Origin of the sequence: Bifidobacterium catulorum (assembly GCF_003129925.1) — a bacterium.
Classification (GTDB): domain Bacteria; phylum Actinomycetota; class Actinomycetes; order Actinomycetales; family Bifidobacteriaceae; genus Galliscardovia; species Galliscardovia catulorum.
Genome location: NZ_QFFN01000023.1, coordinates 1 through 22,786, shown reverse-complemented (window position 1 = coordinate 22,786; position 22,786 = coordinate 1). Strand labels below are relative to the sequence as shown.

The 22,786-nt window shown below is 60.8% G+C and carries 15 protein-coding genes and 3 rRNA genes; 2 read left to right on the top strand and 16 right to left on the bottom strand.

Annotation, left to right across the window (positions count from 1 at the left end; genetic code table 11):
* Positions 1–7: 7 nt before the first annotated feature.
* The 11 genes from hisF to DF200_RS07830 form a co-directional block, all read right to left on the bottom strand.
* Entirely contained in the window at positions 8–778 is a 771-nt protein-coding gene (gene hisF, locus DF200_RS07880) for an imidazole glycerol phosphate synthase subunit HisF (RefSeq protein WP_109137731.1), read from the bottom strand.
* A gap of 83 nt (positions 779–861) precedes the next feature.
* Positions 862–2,034 carry a dual-specificity RNA methyltransferase RlmN gene (gene rlmN, locus DF200_RS07875; RefSeq protein WP_109137746.1) on the bottom strand — a complete coding sequence of 391 codons (1,173 nt, stop codon included), beginning with the start codon at positions 2,032–2,034 and terminating at the stop codon, positions 862–864.
* 70 nt (positions 2,035–2,104) lie between these two features.
* The gene (locus tag DF200_RS07870; RefSeq protein WP_109137730.1) at positions 2,105–3,088 is read right to left on the bottom strand and encodes a phosphatidate cytidylyltransferase; all 984 of its coding nucleotides are present in this window, start codon (positions 3,086–3,088) and stop codon (positions 2,105–2,107) included.
* A 23-nt stretch (positions 3,089–3,111) separates the two neighbouring features.
* Positions 3,112–3,666: a ribosome recycling factor gene (gene frr / locus DF200_RS07865; protein ID WP_109137729.1), complete on the bottom strand. Its 555-nt coding sequence runs from the start codon at positions 3,664–3,666 to the stop codon at positions 3,112–3,114.
* 87 nt (positions 3,667–3,753) lie between these two features.
* Positions 3,754–4,518: a UMP kinase gene (gene pyrH / locus DF200_RS07860; RefSeq protein ID WP_109137728.1), complete on the bottom strand. Its 765-nt coding sequence runs from the start codon at positions 4,516–4,518 to the stop codon at positions 3,754–3,756.
* A 141-nt stretch (positions 4,519–4,659) separates the two neighbouring features.
* The gene (gene tsf, locus DF200_RS07855) at positions 4,660–5,511 is read right to left on the bottom strand and encodes a translation elongation factor Ts (protein WP_109137727.1); all 852 of its coding nucleotides are present in this window, start codon (positions 5,509–5,511) and stop codon (positions 4,660–4,662) included.
* Positions 5,512–5,614: 103 nt separating this feature from the next.
* A complete protein-coding gene (gene rpsB, locus DF200_RS07850; protein WP_109137726.1) occupies positions 5,615–6,451 on the bottom strand; it encodes a 30S ribosomal protein S2 in 837 nt (278 codons plus the stop codon).
* Positions 6,452–6,653: 202 nt separating this feature from the next.
* Positions 6,654–7,133 carry a peptide deformylase gene (def, locus tag DF200_RS07845; RefSeq protein ID WP_109137725.1) on the bottom strand — a complete coding sequence of 160 codons (480 nt, stop codon included), beginning with the start codon at positions 7,131–7,133 and terminating at the stop codon, positions 6,654–6,656.
* Between the two features lie 6 nt (positions 7,134–7,139).
* Positions 7,140–9,227 carry an AMP-dependent synthetase/ligase gene (locus DF200_RS07840; protein ID WP_109137724.1) on the bottom strand — a complete coding sequence of 696 codons (2,088 nt, stop codon included), beginning with the start codon at positions 9,225–9,227 and terminating at the stop codon, positions 7,140–7,142.
* A gap of 64 nt (positions 9,228–9,291) precedes the next feature.
* Positions 9,292–9,759 carry a hypothetical protein gene (locus tag DF200_RS07835; RefSeq protein ID WP_109137723.1) on the bottom strand — a complete coding sequence of 156 codons (468 nt, stop codon included), beginning with the start codon at positions 9,757–9,759 and terminating at the stop codon, positions 9,292–9,294.
* 279 nt (positions 9,760–10,038) lie between these two features.
* Complete coding sequence (locus tag DF200_RS07830) at positions 10,039–11,163, bottom strand: GuaB3 family IMP dehydrogenase-related protein (RefSeq protein ID WP_109137722.1); 1,125 nt, start codon at positions 11,161–11,163, stop codon at positions 10,039–10,041.
* A gap of 143 nt (positions 11,164–11,306) precedes the next feature.
* Between DF200_RS07830 and DF200_RS07825 the strand changes: the two genes are divergently transcribed.
* Both DF200_RS07825 and DF200_RS07820 read left to right on the top strand, forming a co-directional pair.
* Complete coding sequence (locus DF200_RS07825) at positions 11,307–12,527, top strand: NADP-dependent isocitrate dehydrogenase (protein WP_109137721.1); 1,221 nt, start codon at positions 11,307–11,309, stop codon at positions 12,525–12,527.
* A 187-nt stretch (positions 12,528–12,714) separates the two neighbouring features.
* Complete coding sequence (locus DF200_RS07820; RefSeq protein ID WP_109137720.1) at positions 12,715–14,262, top strand: substrate-binding domain-containing protein; 1,548 nt, start codon at positions 12,715–12,717, stop codon at positions 14,260–14,262.
* 92 nt (positions 14,263–14,354) lie between these two features.
* Here the strand turns inward: DF200_RS07820 and DF200_RS07815 are convergent, their stop codons facing one another.
* The 5 genes from DF200_RS07815 to DF200_RS07795 form a co-directional block, all read right to left on the bottom strand.
* A complete protein-coding gene (locus DF200_RS07815) occupies positions 14,355–16,172 on the bottom strand; it encodes an AMP-dependent synthetase/ligase (RefSeq protein WP_109137719.1) in 1,818 nt (605 codons plus the stop codon).
* Positions 16,173–16,256: 84 nt separating this feature from the next.
* Entirely contained in the window at positions 16,257–16,883 is a 627-nt protein-coding gene (locus tag DF200_RS07810) for a M23 family metallopeptidase (RefSeq protein WP_158275820.1), read from the bottom strand.
* A 504-nt stretch (positions 16,884–17,387) separates the two neighbouring features.
* A 5S ribosomal RNA gene (gene rrf, locus DF200_RS07805) occupies positions 17,388–17,504 on the bottom strand.
* A gap of 200 nt (positions 17,505–17,704) precedes the next feature.
* Positions 17,705–20,763 (bottom strand): 23S ribosomal RNA (locus DF200_RS07800).
* A gap of 456 nt (positions 20,764–21,219) precedes the next feature.
* A 16S ribosomal RNA gene (locus DF200_RS07795) occupies positions 21,220–22,746 on the bottom strand.
* The 16S, 23S and 5S rRNA genes sit together here, the layout of an rRNA operon.
* Positions 22,747–22,786: the final 40 nt, after the last annotated feature.

Here is a 22,786-nt window from a genome sequence, read left to right as displayed (position 1 = left end):
GGACCGCCTATCGGACGTCGTAGCCGTGTGCGGCCAGTTCGGCCTTGACCTCGGGAATCGTCACCTGTCCGAAATGGAATACGGAGGCGGCGAGCACCGCGTCCGCCCCGGCCTCGATGGCGGGGGGGAAGTCCTCGGCTTTGCCGGCTCCGCCGCTGGCGATGATGGGGATGGAGACCTCGTTGCGGACCTTCTCAATCATCTCCAGGTCGAAACCTCCCTTCGTCCCGTCCGCGTCCATGGAATTAAGCAGGATTTCGCCGGCGCCAAGCTGCTCGGCCCGGCGGACCCACCACAGGGCGTCGATGCCCGTGGATTTGCGTCCGCCCATCGTGGTGACCTCGAATCCGGATTTCGTGTGACGCTCTCCGCGCTCACGGCGTGCATCCACCGAAAGAACGAGGACCTGTCGGCCGAAACGGCGTGACACGTCGCCGATCATGCGAGGATTGTTGATCGCAGCCGTGTTGACGCCCACCTTGTCGGCACCGCAGCGCAGCAGCATGTCGACGTCGTCGACGGTGCGCACCCCTCCGCCCACGGTCAGTGGTATGAACAGCTCCTCCGCTGTACGCCGCACCACGTCGTACATGGTCTGTCGGTGCGAACTGGACGCGGTCACGTCCAGGAAGGTCAGCTCGTCCGCGCCCTGACGATAGTATTCCGCGGCGAGTTCGACCGGATCGCCCGCGTCACGCAGGTTCTCGAAGTGGACGCCTTTCACCACACGTCCAGCATCCACATCCAAACACGGTATAACCCTGACCGCCAGCGACATGTTCACCCCTTTTGCAGATGGTCGTTTGCCACGCGACGACTCGCGCACTAGCAACAGGGTAACGTCACTTGACGACGCCTTCGTTACGACTCGCGGGAAAGAAGCTCCTTTGCGGCGAGCTGGCCGCATGCGCCGTCGATGTCCGAACCACGGGTGTCCCGCAGGGTGGCGGTGATGCCCGCCTGATGCAGGATATCCAGGAACACCTTCTCGTCATGAGGGTCCGAAGCCGTCCATTTCGACCCCTCGATCGGATTGAGCGGAATCGGGTTCACATGGGCCCAATCATCCCCGTAATGGTTCAGCCGGTTGGCGAGTTGTCTCGCATGCACGGCCTGATCGTTGATGCCCCGCATCAGCGCGTATTCGATGCTGACGCGTCGTTTGCTCGCCAGATAGTAGTCGTGCGCGGCATCCAGGACCTGCGTGGTGTCGAATCGGCGGTTCATGGGCACGAGCTCGTCGCGCAGCCTGTCGTTGGGGGCGTGGAGCGACACCGCCAGACGAACAGGGATGCCTTCGGCCGTGAGCTTTTTGATGCCGGGCACAACACCGACCGTGGATACCGTGATGTTCCGCGCCGAGATGCCGAAGCCCTCCGGGGGCTGGGCGCTTATCTGCCGTATCGCCGACAGCACGGAACGATAGTTGCCCATGGGCTCCCCCATACCCATGAACACCACGTTGCTCAGTCGTCCGGGGCCTCCGGCGATAGCGCCGTCGCGCATGGCCTTCGCGGCCACGCGTACCTGTTCGAGAATTTCCCCGGTGGACATGTTCCGTGTAAGTCCGAGTTTGCCAGTCGCGCAGAACGGGCACCCCATACCGCATCCGACCTGGCTGGAGATGCACAGCGTGGCACGGTTGGGGTAGCGCATGAGCACGGATTCGATACGGGACCCGTCGAACAGTCTCCACAACGTCTTGACGGTGGTGCCGTTGTCCGCCTTCTGCCTGAGCAGGGGCGCAATCAGCGTGGGGAAAAACGCGGATACGGCGTCTTCGCGCCGCGCCGCGGGGAAATCGGTGTATTCCTCGGGATCGACGCTCAGATGGGAGTAGTAGTGATTCGCCAACTGTCGGACGCGGAATTTCGGCAGACCGAGCTCCTTGGCCTTCGCGATGCGTGTGTCGGGATCCATGTCGGCGAAGTGCAGCGGCGGTTTGCCGCGACGGGCATGCTCCTTGGAGAGGATGTCACGGAACGGACCGCTCTCCCCTCCCGCGGTGATGCCGCTTTCCGGATGCTCGACCATATCGGTCATGTCTTCGTCGCTCCTTCGGAAAAATAGAAAGTCGGTAATGATGATGGCAGGCGCCGCGCGGCTACAGGCCGGTCGCGGCGATGACCAGGAAAATGAACGGAGCCGCCATGAGGATGGAGTCGGCACGGTCGAGCACCCCTCCATGACCTTTGAGCAGATGACCCATGTCCTTGATGCCCAGATCCCGTTTGAGCATCGAGGCGCACAGGTCGCCGAACGTTCCCACCACGCCGACTAGAACGCCGAACACCGGTGGAACCCACCAGTGCGACACCCAGATGGAACGATCGTAGGTGAGCAGGAAGATCACGAGTGCGCCGACGAAGCAGAAGAGGATGGAGCCAAGCAGACCCTCGACGGATTTCTTGGGGGAGATCCGCGGGGAGAGCTTGTGCTTGCCGAGCCATGCGCCGAACGCGAGACCTCCGATATCCCCCATAGCGGGGACGAACACCAGCAGGAACGCGTGGGCCACCGGATGCTCCCACGTCAAGGGCATGACGATGAACCCGGCGAGGAAAGGCACATACAGCACCACAAGCAGCGACACCATGACATTGGTGAAACGCGTCACCGGCCTGGACACGTCACCGTCGTTGAACGACGACTCATGCCGCATGTGGGCATCCGCACGGGAGAGCTTGGACGCCACCGCCATGGATACGCGGCGTCCCACCATGGTCAGTCTGGTGGACGCCGCCAATCCCACGTAGACGAGTGTCAGCAGCGTGGACACACACATCGCCACGGCATGTGTCGGCACGAAATACGTCGTGCCCAGAATGGCCACCGAACCGACCCACAGGGCCAGAACGGGTATGCGTATACCCACCGTCGCGAAATCGACGCGGAGCTCCCACAAGGCAAGCACCACGAATATGACGATCAATCCGACGAAGACATCGATGCTGGCGGCGAGACACAACAGGATGACCAGCACCAGCACCGCACCGGTGCCGATGGCCTGGGGCATGTTGCGTCCCGTGCGCTTGTTAATCGTGTCAATGGCCTCTTCGGCCTCTTCCCTACGCTTTGATGGGTTCATACCACTGCACCGTCTGAGAACAGTCAGACTTCGAGAATTTCCTTTTCCTTGGCCGCAAACAGGGAGTCGATCTCATCGGTGACCTTCTTGGTGACCTTATCGAGGTCCTTCTGCAGACGATTGCCCTCGTCCTCGCCCATGTCCCCGTCCTTCACGGAGGCCTCGATGGTCTCCTTGACCTTGCGTCGAATGTTGCGGATGGCGACCTTGCCGTCCTCCGCCTTGCCCTTGGCGAGCTTGACGTACTCCTTGCGGCGTTCCTCGGTCAGTTCCGGCAGGGTGATACGAATCACGTTGCCATCACGGTTGGGGTTGACACCCAGGTCGGAGTCGCGGAGGGCCTTCTCGACGGCGGAGGCCTGTGATACGTCGAACGGGGTGACCGCGAGGGTGCGCGGCTCGGGAACGCCGATGGTGGCCATCTGCTTCAGCGGGGTCGGGGCGCCGTAGTAGTCGACGACGATGCCGTTGAGCAGGGCGGGGTTCGCCCTCCCGGTACGGATGCCTGCGAAGTTCTCCTTGGTGGATTCCACGGTCTTGCCCATCTGGGCGGTTGCCTGATCGATGATTGCTGCCATATTGTCTCCTTGTCATGCCATGCGTACGGGCATGGTCGAACTTCCTCGTCCTTTGAGGATCTGTCTTTGGAAGATGTCCTGCCTATTCTATCGTGTCTTGGACTCGACGGCGCTGACCAACGTGCCGAGGGTCTCCCCCTCAAGCACGCGAGTGACGTTGCCGGGGGTCTCCAGGCCGAACACGCGGATCGGGAGGGTGTTGTCGCGCGCCATGGACAGTGCGGAGGCATCCATGACCGCGAGGTTGTCCACCAGCGCACGGTTGTAGCTGAGCTGGGTGAACATCTTCGCCTGATCGTCCTTGCGCGGGTCCGCAGTATACACGCCGTCCACGCCGTTCTTGCCCATGAGGACTTCCGAGCAATGGATTTCCAAGGCCCGCTGGATGGAAACGGTATCAGTGGAGAAGTATGGCATTCCGGCACCTGCGCCGAATACCACCACTCGGCCCTTTTCCAGATGACGAATCGCCTTCAGCGGAATGTAGGGTTCCGTTACCTGCGTCATCTGGATGGCGGACTGCACACGGGTGGCCTGTCCCTCCTGTTCGAGGAAATCCTGTAGAGCGAGGCAGTTCATGACCGTGCCAAGCATGCCCATGTAGTCGCCGCGGGATCGATCGATGCCGGCCTGCTGCAATTCGGCGCCGCGGAAGAAATTACCGCCGCCGACCACGATGGCGACCTGGACACCATGCCTGACGGCTACAGCCACTTCCTCGGCGATTCGACGCACGACATTGGGGTCGATGCCGATGTGGCCTCCCCCGAAAGCCTCCCCGGAGAGTTTGAGCAGAACCCTACGGGGAGATGTATGCGAAGGAGTCGAGTTATTAGAACAGTTGTCAGCCATGTGACACCTTTCGTCTCGTGAAAAAACCGAAATCCATGGTAACGGTGAACGATGACAACAACCGCAGCGCCCGACTACGGAAAAAGGCGGCCCCATCGGGGCCGCCTTCTGAACATCGTAGGAAGTTCGCAGAGAGGACGATTACTCCTCTTCGCCCTTACCTACCTCGATGCGGGCGAAGGACAGGGCCTTGCCTCCGACTTCCTTGAACAGGTCGCCGACCGTCTTGGACGGATCCTTGACGAACTGCTGTTCAAGCAGGACGTTGTCCTTGAAGAAGGCGTTGAGGCGGCCTTCGACGATCTTCGGAACGATCTTCTCCGGCTTGCCCTCGGCAAGGGACTTCTCGGTGGCGACGCGACGCTCGGACTCGACGACGTCGGACGGCACATCCTCGCGGGTCAGCCACTGGGGGGCCATGGCGGAAATCTGCAGGGCGGCTTCGTGGGCGACCTTGGCGCCGGCCTCGTCGGTGACGATCATGGCCACGATGCTCGGCGGCATCTCGGCGGACTTCTTGTGGGCGTAGATCTCGACGTGCGGACCTTCGACCTTCGCGTACTGGCCGAGCTTGACATGCTCGCCGAACAGGGCCGCAGCCTCCTCGATGGCTTCCTTGACGGTGCCGTCTTCGGCGGCCGCCGCGAGGACGGCGTCGGCGTCGGCGGCCTCCGCCTTGACGGCATCGGCGAGGATGCCGTCGGCGAACTCGACGAACTTCGGGGTCTTGGCGACGAAGTCGGTCTCGGAATTCAGCTCGGCGGCGTATCCGACCTGGCCATTGGCGGACTCGACCACGGTGGAGGCGATGGTGCCTTCCTGGGCCTTGCGGCCTTCACGCTTTCCGGCGGCCTGAATACCCTTGGCGCGGATGATTTCCTTGGCGCGGGCGACGTCACCTTCAGCCTCGGTAAGAGCCTTCTTGACGTCCATCATGCCGGCACCGGTGTCTTCACGAACCTGCTTGATGAGAGCGGCAGTGATCTTTGCCATAGCTTTTCTGTCTCCTCAAATACATGTGCGACCGTGTTCTCACGATCATTACCATCATAAGACGTCAGCCGTCCGCCTTGCGCGAACGGCTGAAATCACAAGGTCACTCGGCCTTGGTCTCTTCGGTCTGCGGCTTGTCCGCCTCGGCCGACGGAGCGGCTTCGGTGTCGTCCTTCTTCAGCAGCTCGGTCTCCCATTCGGGCAGCGGCTGGGCCTCATCCTTGCCGTCCGCCTTGTCGGAGGCCTTGCCGGAACGCTCCAGCAGGCCGTCGGCCACGGCGTCCGCGGCGAGGGTGGTCAGCAGCTCGACGGCGCGGATGGCGTCGTCGTTGGCCGGAATCGGGTAGTCGACGAGATCGGGGTCGGTGTTGGTGTCCACCAGGGCCACGACCGGGATGTGGAGCTTGTGGGCTTCCTCGACGGCCAGGGACTCCTTGTTGATGTCCACGACGAACAGGGCGGAGGGAGTGCGGTTCATGTTGCGGATGCCGCCAAGCTGCTTGACCAGCTTGTCCTTCTCGCGCTCCAGCAACAGGAGCTCCTTCTTGGTCAGCCCGGAGGCGTGCACGTCGGAGAAATCGATCTCCTCAAGCTCCTTCATGCGGGCGACACGCTTGGAGACGGTCTGGAAGTTGGTAAGCATACCGCCGAGCCAGCGCTCGGACACGTAGGGCATGTTGACGCGGGTGGCCTGCTCGGTGATGGCTTCCACGGCCTGCTTCTTGGTGCCGACGAACAGGATCGTGCCATTGTGGGCGACGGTGGCCTTGATGAAGTCATAGGCCTTGTCGATCAGGTCGAGGGACTTGAACAGGTTGATGATGTGGATGCCGTTGCGCTCCATCAGGATGTACTGCTTCATCTTGGGGTTCCAACGACGGGTCTGATGACCGAAGTGAACGCCAGCCTTGAGCATCTGGCTCATGGTGATCTGTGCCATGCCATGTACCTTTCTTGTCGGTTGTTGCCTGGTCATGCGCGCCTGCGTGCAACCTCCTCGGGGAAGGCCGACCGACACAGGCCGTCGCGGACATGACGCGTATTTCGCGTGCATACTCGGATGAAACGGATGCGGCCCCCTCGGCTGCGACTCCTCGGGAACCAAAAAACACGCGATTTTCTATATTAGCACATTGTCGGCGTCATCGGGAACGCATCATCCTCATGGCCTGACGCCGCTCCTCCTTCTCCAAGCGGTCGAGGTACACATGACCATCCAGATGGTCGCATTCATGCTGGAGCATGCGTCCCATGAGGCCTGTCCCCTCAAGGGTCACGGGCCTGCCGTCCAGATCGATGCCGGACACGCGCGCATAGTCCGCGCGCCGCGTCTTGTACCACAGTCCGGGAACCGAGAGACAACCCTCATCACCGTACTGCTCGCCCCGGGTCTCCTCGATCACGGGGTTGAGGATGTATCCCACCTTGCCCTCGATGTTGTAAGAGAAGGCCCGGAGCCCCACCCCGATCTGGTTTGCGGAGAGTCCGGCCCTGCCGGGATCGTCGACCGTCTCCAACAGGTCCGTCACCAGACGCTCGATGGCCGGCGTGATGCTGCGAATGGGGTCGCAGGGGGTGCGCAGGATCGGATCCGGCACCACGCGAATCTCTCGAATTGCCACTGGTCTTCACTCCTTGTCGTCGTTGTCGTCGGCCGTTTCGCCTTGTTCAAGGGTATCCGAGGCCTCGACCTCGTCCTCTGCGGAATCGTGGCGCCTCTTCGACATTACCGCGAGGGAGTCCCCCACGTTCTTTGCCTTGTCGATCATGGGTTCGAGCTTCTCCCTCGCCTCTTTGATGCGCGGGATCGCGTTCTCCTGCGCCTTGTCGACCAGAGGCGAGAACGATTCCGTGGCCTTCTCCAGCAGCTGCTTCGACGATGACGCCGTCTGGGGCCTGCCGGACGGCTTCGGCGCGTACATCACCTTGTCGATGAGTTCCTCGTAACGACGGAGGACTGCCGGACGGACGACCTTCATGCTGGGCGTAAGCGTCCCGTCGTCCTGGTTGAACTCCCTGTCCAGGATGATGAACTTTCGGATCGACTCGGCCCGGGAAACGGTGGCGTTGGCGCGGTCGACATACTGCTGGACCAGCGCCTTCACGGCGTCGTTCTCGGCGGCTTGTGCGGCATCCATGGACGAATCGAGACCCTGGGAGCCCAGCCAGGAGGCCAACATGTCGGGATCCAGTGTGACCAGCGCAGAGATGAACGGGCGTCCGTCGCCGATGACCACCGCCTGCGAGACTATCGGGCATGTCGCCACGGTGTCCTCCATGGGGGCGGGAGAGACGTTCTTGCCGCCGGCGGTGATGATGATGTCCTTTTTACGGCCGGTGATGAAGGTGAAACCGTTGTCGTCTATGCGGGCGAGATCCCCCGTATGCAGCCAGCCGTCGGGTTCGAGCACCTGGGCGGTCAGCTCCGGCTGCCCGTAGTATCCGAGGAAGACGCTCGCCCCCTTGATCATCAGCTCGTCGTCGTCGGCGAGCTTCACCTGCATGCACCCGGGCAGACCGACCGAACCGATTTCGTTGCGGTCCTGGAAATTCACCATGCAGGGAGCCGCGGTCTCCGTCATGCCATAACCCTGGATGAAGGTGATGCCGTCGAATCCATTGAAGAAATGGGCCAAATCCGTGTTCAGCGGCGCGCCGCCGCATGCGAGGTATTTGAGGTTCGGACCCAGCGCGGAGCGAATGGACGCGCCCACCGTCCTCATGAAAAAGGCGTGGGCGATTCTCGCGCCAAGCGGATGGCTGCCCTTCTCCTGCTCGTCCTTGGACCACTGGATGAAGTGGGATACAGCCTTGGCGAAAATCCGTCCCTGCAGTCCGGCACCGGCCTTCTGGGAGGCGGCGTTGTACACCTTCTCGAACACACGAGGAACACCCAGAAGATAGGTGGGCTTGAATCCGCGAAGATCGGACAGCAGATGCTTGGCGCCGGGAATGTACCCGACCACGCCGTGCGATCCGATGGCGACATACTGGATGTATCGGGCGAAGCAGTGGGCAAGCGGCAGGAACAGCAGCAGGCGGCTCGGCTGGTAGAGCATGTCGTTGAGCACCTCATACCCGTTGAGCACGGTATGGGTGAAGTTGCGGTGGGAGAGCATCGCCCCCTTGGGCTTGCCCGTGGAACCGGAGGTATACACGATGGTGGCGAGGTCGTCGGCCTTCACCCCATCGATGGCGGAGTCCAGCTCGTCGTCGGTGACGGCCCCGCCGAAACCGATGACGGCGTCCAGACCATCCGCCTTGAAATTGAACACGTATTGCAGGCAATCCTGATGCTTGCGAATCAGCTCAAGTGTCTGGGCATGTTCATAGTCCCCCGCGAAGGCGATGCGGGGCCGCACGTCGTCGACGATGCTGGCGGTCTGCTCCGACGAATCAGTCTCGTACACCGGCACACTGACGGCGCCGATGGCGGCGCACGCGAAATCGACCACGCCCCAGGGATAGCAGGTGGCCGAATAGATGACGACGTTGTCCCCGGCCTTCACTCCCAAGCCCATAAGCCCCTTGGCCACGTCGCGCACCGTCCGATGCATCTCCGCGGCCGTGACATCATGCCATTGGCGGCTCTCGTCATCCTGCCATTGCGCGATGCAATCCTCGGGATCACGGGAGAACCGGTGGGCGAGCAGGGAATAGATCGTGTCCTTTTCCGTGGTTGGATGAATGACATCCACTGAATATTCACGCAGCATAGACACTACTATAGGACGCCTTCGGCCCCTTCCCGCCGGAAACCCGCGATCCGTCAGCCGCCGTTCAGCCGAAATCGAGGAAGGTGCACATCCATCGGGATCCCCACCGACGCAGTACGATGCTCGATTGGTATATCTCCTTGCCGATGGTCAGACCGGCGCACGCATCGAACAGGTCCGAGTTGAGCACGGTGCCGTACAGGTACAGCGGCACAGGCGGCAGATGGCCGTGCAGGGCGCTGTCCTTGTGGCTGAGACGAAGCAGGCCGGCCATGAATTCCAGACGGTCGATGCCCTTCTCGGTCACGTTCCTGTCGAGGGACCTGCCCGAAAGACGGCCTCGTGCCACATCGGAGGCGAGGCATACCAGCTGGCATGCCTTGACGGCCACGTCCGCGCTCTCCCTCATGCTGAGATCACTGGGGACCAGCCTGTTCACACGGATTCGCACTCCGCCCGGCGCGCCATAGCACCCCGGCAGAATGAACGAAAACTCGCCCTCTTCCTCAGGGTTCTGCTTGAATTCATACATCTTCTCGCCCTTCCTGGCTCGCCCCCGTGGACGCTCATCCGTGCGCATCCTGTTTAAGGGGATATATACAAGCATGGGGGTGAACGCTCACAGAGTCAAATCGAAAACGAATAATGTGGATAACTCAAGGAAAAAATCATTACGAAACCGTTTTCTCACACACAGGCAAACGTTTGACGCCATCCCCCCGGGCGTGTCGGATACGAGGGCAAAGAAAAAAAAATGGGCGGCATAACGCCGCCCATCGAACATCGGCTGCTCACGCCGCGACGCAACAAGTCACAGGCTCTCGTAAGGCGTCACCACCACGCCGCAGCGCTGGAACTCCTTGACGTCGAGATAGCCCGTGGAGGCCATGGCCCTGCGGAGCGCGCCGATGAAATTCACGGTCCCATCGGCCTGGTGGCTGGGGCCGAACAGAATGCGGCGCATGTCACCCACAGTGCCCACATGGAAACGGCGACCGCGGGGCAACTCGGCATGGTGCGCCTCGGCACCCCACAGCTCACCCCGGCCGGGGGCTTCGGAGGCGCGGGCCAGAGGGGCGCTGAGCATGACCGCATCCGCGCCGAGCGCGAACGCCTTGACGAAATTGCCGGACACACCGGTGCCTCCATCGGCGATGACATGCACATAGCGGCCACCGGACTCGTCCATGTAGTCCCTGCGTGCGGCGGCCACATCGGCGATGGCGGTGGCCATGGGGGCATGCATGCCGATGGTGGTACGCATGGTGGAGACGGCACCGCCGCCTATGCCCACAAGCACGCCGGCAGCGCCGGTGCGCATGAGATGCAACGCCGCCTGATAGGTCGCGGCACCGCCCACGATTACCGGGACATCCAGTTCGTAGATGAACTTCTTCAGATTGAGGGGCTCATGCGAGCGCGACACGTGTTCCGCGGAGACGGCGGTTCCGCGGATGACGAACAGGTCGACTCCGGCCTCAAGCACCGTGGAATAGAACTCCTGCGTGCGCTGCGGGGTCAACGCACCCGCGACGGTCACGCCGGCGTCACGAATCTCATGCAGCCTTCTGGTGATCAGATCGGCGCGGATGGGGGCCTTGTACAGCTCCTGCATGCGTGCCGTGGACTGCTCCTGCGGGGCTTTCGCGATCTCCGCCAGCAACGGCTCGGGATCGTCGTAACGCGTCCACAGGCCTTCGAGATCGAGAACCCCCAGTCCTCCCAGACGCCCCAGCTCGATCACCGTGGCCGGACTCATCACCGAATCCATGGGGGCGCCGATGACGGGTATGTCGAATTCGTAGGCGTCCACCTGCCACGCCGTCGACACATCGCCGGGATCTCGGGTGCGTCGCGACGGCACGATGGCCACATCGTCCAGGGAATAGCACAGACGGCCGGACTTGCCCAGGCCGATTTCAGTCTCTTGAGTCATGCTCCCTAGGCTAATGCGCCGTGGCGACGATGAGGATGAGCCGAAACTGGACATTATCCACGCGCTGAAACATGAATCGTGTATGAACAAAGATGTTGTAATGACAACGCATCCGATCATGCCGTTAGAAGGAGCACTATCCCATGGCGAAAATCAAAGTCGAAGGCAAGGTCGTCGAGCTTGACGGCGACGAGATGACCCGTGTCATTTGGAAGGACATCAAGGACCGTCTCATTCTGCCGTACCTCGACGTCGACCTCGACTACTACGACCTCGGCATCGAGAACCGCGACGCGACCGACGACCAGGTGACGATCGACGCCGCCGAGGCCATCAAACGCGAGCACGTCGGCGTCAAATGCGCCACCATCACCCCGGACGAGGCCCGCGTCAGGGAGTTCGGTCTGAAGAAGATGTGGAAGTCCCCCAACGGCACCATCCGCAACATCCTCGGCGGCACCATCTTCCGCGAACCAATCGTCATGAGCAACGTGCCCCGGCTCGTGCCGGGCTGGACCAAGCCGATCGTCGTGGCCCGCCACGCCTTCGGAGACCAGTACAAGGCCACCGACTTCAAGGTGCCGGGCGCGGGAAGGCTCACCGTCACCTTCACTCCGGAGAACGGTTCGGAGCCCATCGAGCACGTGGTCTACGACTACGGCGAGGACGGCGGCGTGGCCCAGGTGCAGTACAACGTCAACGACTCCATCCGTGGCTTCGCACGCGCCTGCTTCAACTACGGCCTCATGCGCCATTACCCCGTGTACCTTTCCACCAAGAACACCATCCTCAAGGCCTACGACGGCCAGTTCAAGGACATTTTCGCCGAAGTGTTCGAAACCGAATACAAGGAGCGGTTCGAGGCCGAGGGACTGACCTACGAGCACCGCCTCATCGACGACATGGTCGCCAGCTCCCTCAAGTGGCACGGAGGCTACATCTGGGCATGCAAGAACTATGACGGCGACGTGCAGTCCGATTCCGTGGCGCAGGGCTTCGGCTCCCTGGGTCTCATGACCTCGGTGCTCATGACACCGGACGGCCAGACCGTCGAGGCGGAGGCGGCCCATGGCACCGTGACCCGTCACTACCGTCGTTGGCAGAAGGGCGAGAAGACCTCCACCAACCCGATCGCTTCCATCTTCGCGTGGACCGGCGGCCTCAAGCACCGTGCCGACCTCGACGGCACGCCCGAGGTCCGTCACTTCGCGCAGACCCTGGAGAAGGTCATCATCGACACCGTCGAGGGCGGGCAGATGACCAAGGACCTCGCCATGCTTATCGGCCCCGATCAGGCCTGGCTGGACACCGAGGGCTTCATGGATGCATTGGACGAGAACCTCGGCAGGGCGCTTGCCGACTGACGCGAGGCTTTCTCCCCGTATAGCCTTCTTCCGGATGCCCGGCCTGGTGCCGGGCATCCTTGTTTTTGCGGGGATGCCACCAGTGCCTCCACTGCAAGCGTCTGCGAAATGCCTTACAATCCCCATAGCCGATTATTTACGGAGGACCCATGCACATATGCCCATGGGTCAGCGAAGGATGTGATGTATGTCTGTGCGTGTGCGTGGATGGTGCAAACGCGGTGCAAGCCTCGTCGGCGCCCTGACGTGTCTGGCCATGATGTTGTCGCTCGCCGCCTGCGGCGGAGCCTCCGACGTTTCGCCAAGTCCCTCCGATGCGTCCGCCTCGGAAACGTCCGCCAAGCGCACGAATGCGGGTTCCGCACTGATCCTGCTTCCCGATGATGGCATCACGCTTTCGCAAAGCACGCCTTTGAACAAGTGGACCAAGCTGGGCGGCGACCTCGTCGAATCGCTTGTCACGCACGGATTCGACGAGGATGACATTGAGACCGTCAAATCCAAAACCATCGACGAGCAGATCGACGCCGTCGACGAATACGTGGCCGGACACGGATCCCAGGCCACCTCGGACCCCTCCGGATCAGCCCGAGAGACCCGGGACACGTCCAGTGGCAAAGCCACCATCGTCATCGCCCCCGTCGCCGACCCCGATGACGCGACACGCCAGTATGGCGACTACATCACCCAGACCGCGGAGCAATCCGACGGCGATCAGACGACGAAGAGCGTCGAGCATCTGGCGTCCGCTCTGAACGCGGCGAAAAAAGCCGGCGTGTCGGTCGTTCTCGTGGCCAACGAAGTGGAGGGTTTCGCCCCCGACGCCTATGTCCGCATGTCCACCGTAAAGGAGATCGCATACACTCAGGCCACGCTGACGGCCAGCAAGCTGGCGCTCGCCCGGGCCACATCGCGCAATCCCAAGAGCATCGAGATCATGCTGCCCGCCAGCGATGATGAAACCAACAAGGAGGCGTTCGCCGGCATCTGGCAGGCGCTGGGCCCCTATTTCCGCTCCGGTGCCGCAATCAGCCCATCGGGGCTGCTGGATTCATCCAGTGACGAAGGCAGCTGGAGCAGGGTCGTGTTCGAGGCGCCCAATCAGGATGCGGCGAAGACGGAGTTCGTCCATAGGCTCGACGCGAACGGGGAATCCCCGTCCCATCCATCCATCGACGGCGTGATTGCGATGAACGACATGGTGGCCGCAGGCGTGACCGACGCCCTCGCGGATATGGGATACAAGGGTTCTGCCGCCGACATCAATCCGGAAATCACCATCGGCGGCATCGTCGGCAACATCACCGGCAACAAGGACCTGAAGAAAGGAAAGGTGCCGGAGCCTCAGAACAATGGTTCCTCCACGGGCGAACGGCAATCCCCCTCCGAAAAGGGCGGGACGACGGTGGGATCCGAAGACGATCCCGCATGGCCTATCGTAACCGGCTACGGCGTCTATCTCTCCAACATCCTCCAAGTCGTCAACGGACACCAATGGAGCACCGGGCTGGAGAACCGCAAGCAGTACGCCGAAGACATCGCGCTGACAGTCAAAGCGCTGAACATGGGAGACGAACTCGACACGACCGACGGCCTTCGGCTGTCGGATACCACCGAAATGAGCGGAAGGAAGGTTCCGACCATTCACGAGGACATCGTCAGCGTATCGGCCAGCAACTTGAAGAAGACCCTGATAGACCCAGGGTACATTCGCCCGGCGGATGCGGGACTATAGGGATACGGGAACGATTCAGACAATGTCGATTTGCCGCTGGACTTGCTTGCAGTATGTCCAGCGGCAGGTCATATCCAGCCAATTCAGCACGGCTACGCGGCTTTCCTGGGTACGTAGATGACCTTGTCTATCAGACCGGCGTACCGTTGTTCTATGGCGGCGCGTCTGGCCTTCAGGCTGGGCGTAAGCATACCGTTCTCCTCCGTGAAGTCCTCGTCAAGAACCTCGAACTTGCGGATGGACTCCGCCCGGGACACCAATGCGTTGGCGGCATCCACGGCGCGCTCCACCTCCGTCGCGATGATGGGGTTGTCCTTCGCCTCGGCGAGCGAAGACACCGGTTCGGCCCCCTGCGACTTCAACCATGTATTCGCGTCGGCCAGGTCGATGGTGATGAGGGCCGCGATGAACGGTCGCCGGTCCCCTATGACCAGACATTGGTCGACGACCGGCGATGTCATCACCGACGCCTCAAGGATGCCCGGTGAGACGTTCTTGCCGCCGGCCGTGATGATCAGATCCTTCTTGCGGCCGGTGATGCTGACGAATCCGTCGTCGTCGATGTCTCCAAGATCGCCGGTGTGCAGCCAGCCATCGACGATCTGTTGCGTGGTGATTTCGGGATGGTTGTGATATCCCCTGCATACCGCACGGCTTTTGACGCACAGCTCGCCATCGTCGTCCACGCCGAAGCTCACTCCTTCCAGAGGCAGTCCGACGGTGCCGATCCTATATCCGGACGTCGGATTCACACATGCAGGGGCACAGGTCTCGGTCATGCCATAGCCCTCAAGCAGCGGCAATCCGATGCCGTTGAAAAAGTGCGCGACGGCGCTGTCAAGAGGAGCCCCGCCGGATACGGCGTACTCGACATGACCACCGAATACTTCCATGATGCTTGAATAGATCAACGTGTTGTATAGTGAATGTTTGGCGCTGACGCCCAACGGAATCTTCTCCCCCGACTGTTGGGCATGGGACCACGCTCGCGCCGTATCGGCAGCGTCATAGAACAACCGTCCCTTCAGTCCCTTCCCGGCCTTCTGCGATGCGGCGTTGTATATCTTTTCGAAGATGCGCGGAACCGCAAGGACGAAAGTCGGCTTGAAGACCTGGAAATCGGGGATGATGGTCTTCAGATTGCTGGACAGTCCCAATGTCACATTGCCCGCAAAGCAGAAGAACTGCATATATCGTGCGAACACATGGGCCAGAGGAAGGAACAGCAACAACCGACGATTGGGTTTCATGGCAATGTCGGGCATGGAGTTGCAGCCGGAGTATGCGATATACACAAAGCCGCCGTGGGTCAGTTCGATGCCTTTGGGAGCGCCCGTCGATCCCGACGTATATACAATCGTGGCGAGGTCATCCCCGTTGACGGCGTTCTCCCGCTTCCAGAACTCGTCATCGGCGATGGTCCGTCCGAATTCTGCAAGCGCGTCAAGCGCGCCAAGGGATATCACATAGACATCGTTGAGGTATGCCGCCTGATCACGGATGGATTCGACCTTGTCGCGTTGCTCATCGTCTTCGACGAAGGCCATTCTCACCTTCGCGTCATTGAAGATCATCTTGACCTGCAGGGCGGAGTTGGTCTCATACACCGGTACCGTCAAGGCGCCGATCGACATTATGGCCAGGTCAAGAGCCGTCCACTCCCAACGTGTATGCGAGATCACGGCCACCGAATCACCTTTGGTAATCCCCCTGGCGATCAGGCCTTTGGCCAGAGAGATCACGAGGTTCTGAAATTCCTCGGCCGTGAACGACTGCCATTCGCCATTGTTGTCCTTGTATTCCACGAGGGAATCCTGCGGCGTGCGCCCTGCCCGTTCTTCCAGGATGGAAAAGATGTTCTTGTTCGAATCGACATTGATCGTTTCAGGACGAGTATATTCCTTCAGCATACTTGCTCCCTGTCTTTGACTCGCTACTTTGGATTCTACACAATCGGAGGGGTTTGTCGTGTATATCGGCAACGAATCTCATGATCACAATGGTTTCAGTACAATGCGTTGTGGCCTGACGGCATGTTCCGGATCCATATATGTAGTCTTTCCCGTTTTCATGCCCCAATGCATGCAGGATTCCGCACAATGGTCCGACCCGCCATGAACCGTTGCGAATCTCTGCCCTTGCATGACCGACGACCCCACGGGCAGGTCGCTGACAGCCGGCTCATACGTCGTGGTGATGTTGTCCTCATGTCGGATGGTCACGACGCTCTTCGATGCGACCTTGCCCACGAAGGCCACTCTACCGTTCGCCGGGGCGATGATGGGTTGCTCCTTGCCGGTGGATAAGTCGATGCCCCGATGTCCGGGAAGCCATGGACGCGGTGGATTTTCGAATCGACGTGTGATGACCGGTTCCCCATCGACGACGATAGGCCAGATATAGGCTATGCGGCAGGAAGGATGAGGAGGGTTCGCGCTCCAATTCATTGATGATGCAGCGGAAGGCTGGATTGAAGGAATAATTGTTATGACGCAAATGAGACAACCGGCCGCAAGCATACGTAACCTCGTATGAGTTTGTCTCCGCTCGCGGTCCTGGCGAAGAATTCGATGGAATTGCCGTTTACGATTGCGCTGCATCCTCGTCTTCATGGTTTTCATGATGTCCTTCATCTCTCAGTGGAATACGTCCCTTTGGACGTAGGATGCTTCCAGTACATCAAAAAAACACAAAGAACAAGTCGGTTTACCGGTATTGTTGACGGATGTGGTTTTGCCAGCACCATGTCCGGCGTGCAACGACCCGTCACCCGCATCGACGTCTACGAGAGCGGGTCCGGCATCAGAGAAGCTCGACGGACCGCTCAGACCAACCAAAGACACGACGGCGACACGCGAGAATAAGAATCCCGTTCTGGCCTTGAATCTTCAATGAGTGTGTGATGATGGGGGTGTCTGCGGCCACGGAGACGGACGCGGTACCCCCGGTGTCCACGCTATTGTGCATGTGTTCCGCGCGGGGGAAGTGATGTTGTGTGGTGGGTGTTGTGTTTGTTGTGGGTGTGGTGCGGGAAGGGTGTTTGCCGGTGTGCGTGGTCGAAGCCCCGGATATGGGAAAAGGGGCCGTCCCGGCTGGGGCGGTCCCTTTCCTTGGTAAGAGTGTGATTGCGGCGGCGTGCTACTCTCCCACACTCTGTCGGGTGCAGTACCATCGCCGTGCCGGGTCTTAGCTTCCGGGTTCGGAATGGGACCGGGCGTCTCCCCCGGGCCATGGCCGCCGCAAAATCCTGTGTTCGATTATCCCGGCGGGGTGTCTCCCCCGCCTTCCCCGGTGGATTGGGGACCGGATGGCGGACGCGTGCCGTGATGTATTCGTGTTCTTTCGCCTTGGCCGATGCGTGGCGCATGATGATGCTCCGTGCCATCGCGTTCCGCGCAGTGTCCGTCGCGGGCCCGAAAGGGGCCGCGTACGGGGTGTAAAGAAGTATTGCCCTTCGGCCGTTAGTACCGGTCGGCTCCACCCCTCACGGGGCTTCCACCTCCGGCCTATCAACCACGTGTTCCACATGGGGCCTCCAACGGTCCGAGGACCGTACGGAATGCTCATCTTGGAGAGGGCTTCCCGCTTAGATGCTTTCAGCGGTTATCCCATCCGAACGTAGCCAACCAGCCACGCCACTGGCGTGACGACTGGCATACCAGAGGTTCGTCCACCCAGGTCCTCTCGTACTATGGGCAGGGCTCCTCAGCATTCCAACGAGCGCAGAGGATAGAGACCAAACTGTCTCACGACGTTCTGAACCCAGCTCGCGTGCCGCTTTAATCGGCGAACAGCCGAACCCTTGGGACCTGCTCCAGCCCCAGGATGCGACGAGCCGACATCGAGGTGCCAAACCATCCCGTCGATATGGACTCTTGGGAATGATCAGCCTGTTATCCCCGGGGTACCTTTTATCCGTTGAGCGATGCCGCGCCCGTGCGCCGGCACCGGATCACTATCTCCGACTTTCGTCCCTGCTCGACCCGTCGGTCTCACAGTCAAGCCCGCTTGTGCGATTGCACTCGACACCCGATTGCCAACCGGGCTGAGCGGACCTTTGAGCGCCTCCGTTATCCTTTGGGAGGCAACCGCCCCAGTTAAACTACCCGCCAGGCACTGTCCCTGACATGGATGACACGTCGAGGTTAGACGCCAGACATGGACAGAGCGGTATTTCAACGACGGCTCCACGGATGCTGGCGCACCCGCTTCGAAGCCTCCCGCCTATGCTACACAGTCCACGCCTAACGACAATACCAAGGTATAGTAAAGGTCCCGGGGTCTTTTCGTCCTTCTGCGCTTAACGAGCATCTTTACTCGTACTGCAATTTCGCCGAGCTCCTGGTCGAGACAGTGGGGAAGTCGTTACGCCATTCGTGCAGGTCGGAACTTGCCCGACAAGGAATTTCGCTACCTTAGGATGGTTATAGTTACCACCGCCGTTTACCGGGGCTTGAATTCACCGCTTCGCCGAAGCTGACGGATCCTCTTAACCTTCCGGCACCGGGCAGGCGTCAGAGCGTATACAGCGGCTTGCGCCTTCGCACGCTCCTGTGTTTTTGGTAAACAGTCGCTACCCCCTGGCCTGTGCCACCCCCAAACGCTCCGGGAGCAAGTCCCTTCACCCTCGGGGGCCTCCCTTATGCCGAAGGCACGGGAGCAATTTGCCGAGTTCCTTGACCAGGATTCTCTCGATCGCCTTGGTATTCTCTACCTGACCACCAGTGTCGGTTTGGGGTACGGGCGCCCGTGCACCTCACGCCGAAGCTTTTCTCGACAGCATCGGATCACCGGATATCGGGGCAGGAAGCCCCCCATCATCACGCCTCGGACACATGCCACACGGATTTGCCTGCATGGCGTCCTGCGCGCTTGACCACGGAAAACCACCTCCGCGGCCGGCTGCCGTTCTGCGTCACTCCCGCGCTATCCTACTGCCCGGCGGTTCCCAACAATCCAAGCGTCAACGCCCCGAAGGACGCATCCACACGGACCGGAGGTTAGCAACCGGGTCCCGGACCTGACGGTACACGGCCGGTACGGGAATATCAACCCGTTCATCCATTCGACTACGCCTGTCGGCCTCGCCTTAGGACCCGACTCACCCAGGGACGACGAACGTGGCCCTGGAACCCTTGGTCATCCAGCGTGGGGGATTCCCACCCCCATCTCGCTACTCATGTCTGCATTCTCACTCCCAAACGGTCCACGGACGCTCCCGCGCCCGCTTCGCCCCGCATGGGACGCTCTCCTACCCAGCGTCAAAAGACACTGCCGCGTCTTCGGTGGCGTGCTTGAGCCCCGCTACATTGTCGGCGCGGAACCACTAGACCAGTGAGCTGTTACGCACTCTTTCAAGGATGGCTGCTTCTGAGCCAACCTCCTGGCTGTCTATGCGACTCCACATCCTTTCCCACTTAGCACGCGCTTGGGGACCTTAGACGACGGTCAGGGCTGTCTCCCTCTCCACGACGGAGCTTATCCCCCGCCGAGTCACTGCCAGGATACACATCACGGGTATTCGGAGTTTGGCTGCTGTCGGTACCCAGTACGGGCCCTCAAGCATCCAGTAGCTCTACCCCCCGGACGCAATCACCTGACGCTGCACCCAAATGCATTTCGGAGAGAACCAGCTATCACGGAATTTGATTGGCCTTTCACCCCCAGCCCCAAGTCATCCCCCCAGTTTTCAACCTAGGTGGGTTCGGCCCTCCACGCGGTCCTACCCGCGCTTCAGCCTGCTCAGGGCTAGATCATCCCGCTTCGGGTCCAGGGCATGCGACTCAAACGCCTTATTAGGACTCGCCTTCGCTACGCATCCGCCACACGGCTTATGCTCGCCACACACCACTGACTCGCAGACTCATTTTTCGATAGGCACGCCGTCACCCCGAAAGGCTCCGACGGTTCGTAAGCGCACGGTTTCAGATACTATTTCACTCCCCTCCCGGGGTGCTTTTCACCTTTCCCTCACGGTACTAGTACACTATCGGTCGCACCGGAATATTCAGGCTTACCCAACGGTCTGGGCGGATTCACACGGGATTCCACGAGTCCCGCGCTACTTGGGAACACACATCGGCAGGCGCCATGCGACCGACTACGGGGCCATCACCCTCTACGGCCGGGAATTCAATCCCGTTCATCTAGCACGACGCTTTATCACTGCCGCCCGGCCCGTCGGAACCGGGACAGCATGTCCCACGACCCCGGCGCCGCAACCCCCGACGGGTATCACACGACACCGGTTTAGCCATCATCCGCTTTCGCTCGCCACTACTCACGGAATATCCTCTCCTGCAGGTACTGAGATGTTTCACTTCCCTGCGTACCCCCCGCACAAAATGCGGTGCCAGCCCATCAAGACTGGCGGGTTTCCCCATTCGGACACCCTCGGATCAAAGCCCTGTCGGCGGCTCCCCGAGGCCTATCGCGGCCCCACACGTCCTTCATCGGTCCAGTGCGCCAAGGCATCCACCATACGCCCTTCACAGGCAACACCACCCAACAGGACGGCCCCACCCGCGACAAGACATCCGCGAACTACCGGACAACACATCAACACATCATCATGATCACAAACGATCGACCAGACACCCCGAAACAACAGGGCATCCGGCGAAAAAGAAAATCACAGCAAAGCAAACCACACCAACCCCCCACACAAGGGAGGGCCACGACATGGTCCGCTCGCGTCCACTATCCAGTTCTCAACCCACCGGCCCACACGGCCACCGGCCACACACGACACACGCGCACGACCCACGGCCACGGGACACCAGACCAAACCCGAAAAAAAGGTCGCGGCCCGGGAGCCCAAAAGCATGCCCCATACCACCGAAAAGCCAAAGACCGCTCCACACCAGAAACCCCCACCATGCGGGAACACCCCGCACCCAGGGGCACGACCACGCCACACAAAAACCATGGCATGGAATTTCCAAGAAATCTCCGTAGAAAGGAGGTGATCCAGCCGCACCTTCCGGTACGGCTACCTTGTTACGACTTAGTCCCAATCACGAGCCTCACCTTAGACGGCTCCCCCCCACAAGGGTCAGGCCACCGGCTTCGGGTGCTGCCCACTTTCATGACTTGACGGGCGGTGTGTACAAGGCCCGGGAACGCATTCACCGCGGCGTTGCTGATCCGCGATTACTAGCGACTCCACCTTCACGGAGCCGAGTTGCAGGCTCCGATCCGAACTGAGACCGGTTTTCAGGGATCCGCTCCGCGTCACCGCATCGCATCCCGCTGTACCGGCCATTGTAGCATGCGTGAAGCCCTGGACGTAAGGGGCATGATGATCTGACGTCATCCCCACCTTCCTCCGAGTTAACCCCGGCGGTCCCCCGTGAGTCCCCGCCATGACGCGCTGGCAACACAGGGCAAGGGTTGCGCTCGTTGCGGGACTTAACCCAACATCTCACGACACGAGCTGACGACGACCATGCACCACCTGTGAACCCGCCCCGAAGGGAAACCACATCTCTGCGGTCGCCGGGAACATGTCAAGCCCAGGTAAGGTTCTTCGCGTTGCATCGAATTAATCCGCATGCTCCGCCGCTTGTGCGGGCCCCCGTCAATTTCTTTGAGTTTTAGCCTTGCGGCCGTACTCCCCAGGCGGGACGCTTAACGCGTTAGCTCCGACACGGAACCCGTGGAAAGGGCCCCACATCCAGCGTCCACCGTTTACGGCGTGGACTACCAGGGTATCTAATCCTGTTCGCTCCCCACGCTTTCGCTCCTCAGCGTCAGTTACGGCCCAGAGACCTGCCTTCGCCATCGGTGTTCTTCCCGATATCTACACATTCCACCGTTACACCGGGAATTCCGGTCTCCCCTACCGCACTCAAGCCCGCCCGTACCCGGCGCAGACCCACCGTTAAGCGATGGGCTTTCACACCGGACGCGACGGGCCGCCTACGAGCCCTTTACGCCCAATAATTCCGGACAACGCTTGCGCCCTACGTATTACCGCGGCTGCTGGCACGTAGTTAGCCGGCGCTTATTCGAAAGGTACACTCACATCACTGCTTGCTCCCAAACAAAAGCGGTTTACAACCCGAAGGCCGTCATCCCGCACGCGGCGTCGCTGCATCAGGCTTGCGCCCATTGTGCAATATTCCCCACTGCTGCCTCCCGTAGGAGTCTGGGCCGTATCTCAGTCCCAATGTGGCCGGTCGCCCTCTCAGGCCGGCTACCCGTCAACGCCTTGGTGGTCCCTTACACCACCAACAAGCTGATAGGACATGACCCCATCCCATACCGGAAAAACCTTTCCCACACCACCATGCGACAATGTGGAACATGCGGCATTACCACCCGTTTCCAGGAGCTATTCCGCAGTACAGGGCAGGTCGGTCACGCATTACTCACCCGTTCGCCACTCTCACCCACCAGCAAGCTGGCAGGATCCCGTTCGACTTGCATGTGTTAAGCACGCCGCCAGCGTTCGTCCTGAGCCAGAATCAAACCCTCCACAAAAAACCCTTCATGGAAAGCCGAAAACGGCCCACAAAAAAAA